This is a genomic window from Aliivibrio sp. SR45-2, from assembly GCF_963890165.1.
GTDB classification, from domain to species: Bacteria; Pseudomonadota; Gammaproteobacteria; order Enterobacterales; family Vibrionaceae; genus Aliivibrio; species Aliivibrio salmonicida.
The window spans coordinates 1-4,502 of sequence record NZ_CAWPRC010000001.1; the positions used below are offsets into that span (position 1 = coordinate 1).

A 4,502-nucleotide genomic window follows, 5' to 3' on the forward strand; every position below is an offset into this window, starting at 1 on the left:
CTTTTATGAAGCAAAGCTATGATGCCGTATATTTACCCTTGCCGGATATTGCAGAGTTTTCTGGTTTTCATATGATTACTGAGAAGACTGCAATTCATTACAGTATTCAATGGGTTGGTTGGTCAGCGTTTGATAGTATTGAAACAGAAAGTGCAATAGTAAAAGAATATAATTGGAAAAACTCTTATCATTACTCAATTGGTGCAACCCATTACTTAAATAATAAATGGACATTACGTACCGGTTATATGTACGACGAAACGCCAGTCGATGAATTAACGTCTATTTCAATTCCTGATTCAAATCGTCAATGGTTCTCTGCGGGCTTTACATACAATTGGAGCTCGAATACAGCATTAGATTTTGGCGTTACCTATTTAATAGGTGAAGATGTAGAAGTTCATGAGTTTGTAGACGAATCACTTCCTGCACCATCAATTGCGGCCACGACTCACTCTGATGCTGTACTCGCAGCCATCCAATTGAGCCATACTTTCTAATTTAATTCATAAAACTGATAGGTTGCTCAATGAATATAGACTCTGATGCATCGGAGTCTTTTTTTTGTTTATAAATAATGGTCTAATTGCGCCTCATTCCTAATTCCTCGTTTGGTATCAACATGGATCCAGTTATTCGCCGAGCAAAAGAAATTGACCTCTTTCGCTTAAACTCAATGATGTATCAGCTACACGATGAACATCATCAGCAATGCCCTGAACTATTTAAAACCGCGTCTGAAATAGAAGAAGAGAAAAGCATCTCTCGGTATTTAGATGATCCTGAATGCATGGTTTATGTTGCTGAAAAAGACGATGATATTGTGGGCTTTGTCACTGGGCATTTTTGTGAGTTAGTCTCTACAGTAAGTAAACCAGTAATGATGGCGACTATCGATGAGCTGTATGTTGAAAAAGCATGCCGTAGAGATAAAATAGCGGATAAATTGATGACGCGTATTGAACAAGAATTACGAGATTATGGCGTAAAAGAAATTTTTGTTGAAGTATGGGGATTTAACCAATCAGCATTGGACTTTTATTATCAGCAAGGCTTAAAAGAGCATATCCATTATTTACGTAAACCTTTAGTCGATAACGAGTAATAGAGACAATGATAAAAATAGTATTCCGATACATCATATTACTTTGTGTATTGTTTTCTACGCATATTTTTGCAGCAGAAGGCATGGAACCTAAAGGGGCTGTGTGTGTTATTGATGATGGACATCGAGTTGTATTAATTAAAGAGTTGATCACTGGTAAATACTCATTACCAGGGGGCTTGATAGATGAGGGAGAGACGCCTCAACAAGCCGCTGAAAGAGAAGCGTGGGAAGAAGCGGGATTAATCGTTACGGCAAAAGACTTATTGTACAAAGACGACAACGCTTTTTTTTACCGTTGTAAAAGTGAATCGGATATTGTTGTTTTTGATTTAGAAACATCAAACGGTTTCTATCGCGTTCCTGCGTGGTTTGCTCCTCATTATGGCATTGAAACGGATGCGGTGTATTTAACTGAACCTTATAAACTAGGGAGTGAGTATTATCGGTATCCATATCAGCTTGAGTTATTACAACAGTGGATTATTAAACCTAAAACCAGTTATAACAAGGTTGCATGGGTTAAGAACCTCGTAGAACAAGCCCCTGAAATTCATCAAACAGAGTTGTCGATTCTCTCTTCTTTAAGAAGCTCGATTGATGGACTTCCGAATGTCGTAAATGTCAGTATAAAGCTGATATTTACGGTCATTAATGAAACCGGGCAAGAAGCTTTCTTTTATTTTTTATTTATTTTTGCATTGGTTTATTTTGATCGACGGACGGCATTAGCACTATTGTTTGGTATTGTGATTACCATTGTATTTGCTGGTATTGCTAAACAAGGATTAGGGTTACCACGCCCGTTTGTGTATATCCCACAGTTACAGTTGACGCCAGCGTATGGTTTTGGGATGCCAAGCATGAATGCCATGCTATCGGTTGTGATGTATGGCATTTTCTATTTGGCATTGAAACGAGAAAATTTGTCATCGAAAGTAGTTAAAACGTGGGGAATAGTCTTTATTTGTTTTGTTTTAGCTCAAGCAACGGCACGAGTCTGGCTTGGTGTTCATTTTATTACTGATGCTATTGTGGGTATTGCGCTTGGTGCAATGGTGGTAGTGCACTTTAGCTTAATGGAAAAAAGGCACGGGAACTTAATTTATAACGTGATTAGCTCTGTGTATTTTTGGTTGATCATGAGTGTGCTTATCAGTGGGATTGCTTTTGTTATGCTTTACATGAACTACCTTTATATGGCGGCGGTTTGTTGGGGAGTAACTTTAGCTATTTCGTTATCGGATTACCAAAAAATAACGACAGTAAGAAATCGATTAATTGTACTGATTAGCTTAATCATGGCGGTTGTTGCTGCAAGGTGGATGACTGAACATTTACTCAATGCAGTAGAGCGAAGCAGCGAAAGTGTATTAATAATTAAAGCAAGTGCGAACTTTACACTTATTTTCTTACTTATTATGGCTGTAACGTATTTGCCTAAATGGTTAAATAAAATTAAGTAACAGACACTTACTCCTCTATTTTTCTATAAATAGGGGAGTAGCGTATTAATAATGGTTAGTGATTATCTAGCCATTCAAGAGCTTCATTTTGTACTTGAATACGTACCTTTTTATTCAATTTCTTAGCTGAAAAGTCGCGATATTTATCAGCTTCTGGGTAGCCTTTTGACGCCGCTAAATTAAACCAGAAATAGGCTTTCTCCATATCTTGGTTTACATCTTCACCTTGATAATACAAGAACCCGAGATTACGCATTGACGTTGGGTTACCAAGTTCTGCTGCTCTAATATAGAGTAATTCAGCTTGATGTGTATTTTGAACTAATCCCTTACCTTTTAAATACAAATCAGCAAGATTGTTCATTGCATTCGGGTAGTCTTGCTCAATCGCTTTGTTATACCACTCAACAGCAAGATCGTATTGCCCTGAATCTTCATACATTTTACCAAGATTATAATAGGCCGTTGTGCTGTCATTTACGGCAGCCTTCATGAAAAACTGAATCGCTAGCGTTGAGTTAATATCAGTACCAATACCTTTCGCATAAATAGTACCTATTTTATTTTGTGCTTCAACTGAACCATTATTCGCAGCACTTGTTAGCCAAGTAATTGCGTCTTTGTAATTATCTTGGTTGAAATAAGCCGTCCCTTTTAAGTAATCATTATGTGCATCGGCATTCGCGAATGCCATTGGGGATAAAAGAGATGCAGATAACAATAGCGTTCTTAACGTTAATTTCATTATATAACCAATAAGTTAGTCAAAGAATAGAACGTTATTTTATCAATAAATGTACAGTACAGCGAGTGTTATATTGGAAGAGTTCGGTAGGATGAATCGTATTTCTATTGGTAGATTACAGAGAAACTACCAATAGAAAGTGACCACGATTATTTGTTTTGGATAGATATTGTTGGCGGGTAGATATCTGTTTTTCTAAATTCTTGCATTACGCGTAATGTAATATCGGTTTCAAATAATTTCTCAAACTTAATATCAACCACATAAGCCTTACAAGTTAGTTGAATGCCTAAATAATTTTCAGTAATGGTCTGTTTTACTAGCACAACAACAGGCTTTGGTAAGTGGATATAACGACTTGATGAAGCTGCTTCTTGAATAATATCGCGGGCCGCATTAATGTCTTGATCCATTCCGATATAGAAAGGGATGACGACTTGCATATCCAAAGCACCATAATTACCACTAATAGCGACTTCATTTAAGAATTTATTGTTTGGGATGGTGATGATGTCATCATTAAGTGTTTGCATGCGTACGGAGCGTAATCCGATAGCAATAATATCACCATAGTGTCCTTCGAACGTGACACGGTCGCCCACTTGAAAAGGTCGATCAATCATAATGGTTAAGCCTGCAATAAAAGAGGCCGTGAGATCTTTTAATGCGAAACCAACAGAAACGGCGAGAGTACCACCGATTAAAGCTAAAACCCTTTCATCAACACGGAAACTGAGCATGAACACTGTCATACCTGTCGACATATAGATAAAAAATTGGAAGAAGGATTGCAGCTTTTGCATCAACATACGTCGTTGGGCAAACTGGTTACTTATCCCATCCACAATCGATTGGATAAAACGAAGAAATAACCAAGCGGCGATAACAATAAGGAATGAGAAAGCAACACCACTCCAACGAATAAGGCTCGCGAATTGATGCAGGTTGCCGATAGATTGAGGATCTTCAGCAAAAGCACTCGATCCAAAGCTTAATGTAAGTACGAGAATAAATAAACGAAGCATATTATTTCACCAATAAATGTTGACGATGAAGTACGTTAGTAATGTGTCGGAACCAATGATCTGAAATTCGAGCTTTATCATCACTCCATTCAATGTACCCACGACTTTGGAAGTAGCGGAGTGTACTGATCACTTCAGCCATACTTAACCGACTGCATTCA

At 37.6% G+C, this 4,502-nt stretch carries 5 protein-coding genes; 3 read left to right on the forward strand and 2 right to left on the reverse strand.

The genetic code is table 11. The features are described 5' to 3' along the window. From AACV33_RS00005 to AACV33_RS00015, 3 genes are all read left to right on the forward strand, one after another. Window positions 1-500, forward strand: a 500-nt coding sequence (locus AACV33_RS00005; protein WP_182700630.1) for an outer membrane protein transport protein, incomplete at its 5' end; no start/stop codon positions are given. Between the two features lie 122 nt (window positions 501-622). Then, entirely contained in the window at window positions 623-1,105 is a 483-nt protein-coding gene (locus AACV33_RS00010) for a GNAT family N-acetyltransferase (RefSeq protein ID WP_023603484.1), read from the forward strand. Between the two features lie 8 nt (window positions 1,106-1,113). Beyond that, complete coding sequence (locus tag AACV33_RS00015) at window positions 1,114-2,571, forward strand: phosphatase PAP2 family protein (RefSeq protein WP_182700631.1); 1,458 nt, start codon at window positions 1,114-1,116, stop codon at window positions 2,569-2,571. Between the two features lie 55 nt (window positions 2,572-2,626). Here AACV33_RS00015 and AACV33_RS00020 read toward each other — a convergent pair whose 3' ends face one another. Both AACV33_RS00020 and AACV33_RS00025 read right to left on the reverse strand, forming a co-directional pair. Further along, window positions 2,627-3,316 (reverse strand): tetratricopeptide repeat protein, encoded by a 690-nt coding sequence (locus tag AACV33_RS00020; RefSeq protein WP_182700632.1) that lies wholly within the window; start codon window positions 3,314-3,316, stop codon window positions 2,627-2,629. A gap of 149 nt (window positions 3,317-3,465) precedes the next feature. Further along, window positions 3,466-4,341, reverse strand: coding sequence for a mechanosensitive ion channel family protein (locus AACV33_RS00025; RefSeq protein ID WP_012550588.1), 876 nt, complete (start codon window positions 4,339-4,341; stop codon window positions 3,466-3,468). Between the last annotated feature and the right edge of the window lie 161 nt (window positions 4,342-4,502).